Genomic DNA, 1,499 nt, shown 5'->3' with positions numbered 1-1,499 from the left:
TCTTCTTTCGAAGTGGGTAAGAACTATTGTTGTCCCGCTGAGAGCAATGCACAAGAGCCCTGGAAGAACTACAAACCTGTAGTTTTCCTGCACGTTAAGGGCTACCTGTGGCAGAGTATTGACCATGCCGGAACTCCCCGAAGTGCACGGCCTGTGCATGTATCTGGATACCCAACTCCGCGGTGCCGTGCTCGACGAGGTCCGCATCAATTCCTTCTCCGCACTGAAGACCGCTGATCCGCCATACAGCACCCTCGAAGGCCGGACTGTGCAAGGTGTGCAGCGTCTTGGGAAGTTTGTCTGCGTGGATGTTGATGGACTGTTCTTCGTCTTCCATCTGGCCAAGGCAGGCTGGGTCCGGTACACCGAACACCCCTCCTCCGCCGGGCTGCGCATGGGCAAAAGCAATATCTCTGCACGACTGTTGCTGCACCGCCCGGTAGACGAGGCCCATATAGGCGTTGATCTGACGGAAGCGGGTACCAAGAAGAGCCTGGCCATCTACGTGGTGAGGGATCCCCGCGACGTACCGGGAATAGCTTCCTTGGGGCCGGAACCGCTCAGCCCCGACTTCGACCTGGACGCCCTGGCCGAAATCCTTGGTTCCAGTTCCCAGCAGGTCAAGGGACTGCTTCGAAGCCAAAGCGTCATTGCCGGTATAGGCAACGCCTACAGCGACGAAATCCTTCACGCGGCGAAGATATCTCCGTTCGCTATAGCCAAGTCACTGGACCAAGCGACGGTGGAGCGGCTCTACCAGGCCATGCAGGAAATCCTGGTAGGGGCTGTTAATGCGGCGGCCGGGAAGCCCTCCAGCGAACTCAAGGACACTAAACGCAGCAACTTCAGGGTGCACGCACGCACCGGCATTCCTTGCCCGGTGTGTGGGGATACAGTTCGGGAGGTGTCCTTTGCGGACACCTCCCTGCAGTACTGTGCTACCTGTCAGACCGGCGGAAAAATACTGGCTGACCGGCGTACTTCCCGTTTTCTGAAGTAGCGCCTGTTCTTGAAGCAGCTCTTGGCCGGTTGATTCCAGCTAGTTGAATTCAGGGCTTTCCGTGCGGCTGCGCTTGAGCTCAAAGAAATGGGGGTATGCGGCCAAAGTAACGGTGGCGTCCCAGAGCTTTCCCGCGTCCTCGCCACGAGGGATCCGGGTAAGGACCGGACCGAAAAACGCCGTGCCGTTGACAGCTACGACGGGAGTTCCTACGTCCTGGCCCACCAGGGAAATGCCGGCCTCGTGGCTTGAACGCAGCTGGGCATCGTATTCATCTGAGGTGGCGAAGCGTGCCAGATCGGCCGGCAGTCCTACCTCGGCGAGGGCCTTCTGGATGACCGAAGCCCGGTCCTTGTTGCCCTCGTGGTGGATTTGCTCCCCCATGGCGTCATACAACGGTTTGACGTAGCTGCTGCCGTGGAGTTCCTGGGCGGCGATGATCACCCGGACCGGCCCCCAGCTATCGTCCATCATGGCCCGGTAGTCCTCGGGAAGGTCC

2 protein-coding genes are annotated in these 1,499 nt (G+C 59.4%); one reads left to right on the top strand and one right to left on the bottom strand.

Translation table 11 applies throughout. The annotated features are described in order from the left end of the window. Positions 1–124 precede the first annotated feature (124 nt). On the top strand, positions 125–1,000 hold the full coding sequence (locus HP499_RS24155; protein ID WP_172326558.1) for an Fpg/Nei family DNA glycosylase: 876 nt from the start codon (positions 125–127) through the stop codon (positions 998–1,000). Between the two features lie 39 nt (positions 1,001–1,039). Here HP499_RS24155 and HP499_RS24150 read toward each other — a convergent pair. Then, positions 1,040–1,499: disulfide bond formation protein DsbA (locus tag HP499_RS24150; RefSeq protein ID WP_172326557.1), on the bottom strand; the 460-nt coding region annotated here is incomplete at its 5' end.

This window comes from Paenarthrobacter sp. CM16, assembly GCF_013179505.1.
In the GTDB taxonomy this organism is placed as follows: domain Bacteria; phylum Actinomycetota; class Actinomycetes; order Actinomycetales; family Micrococcaceae; genus Arthrobacter.
This window is presented reverse-complemented; position numbering and strand designations above follow the sequence as displayed.

Bases quoted from the DNA above. Each gene is read 5' to 3' on its own strand.
- HP499_RS24155 (WP_172326558.1), top strand. From the start codon at position 125: ATGCCGGAACTCCCCGAAGTGCACGGCCTGTGCATGTATCTGGATACC.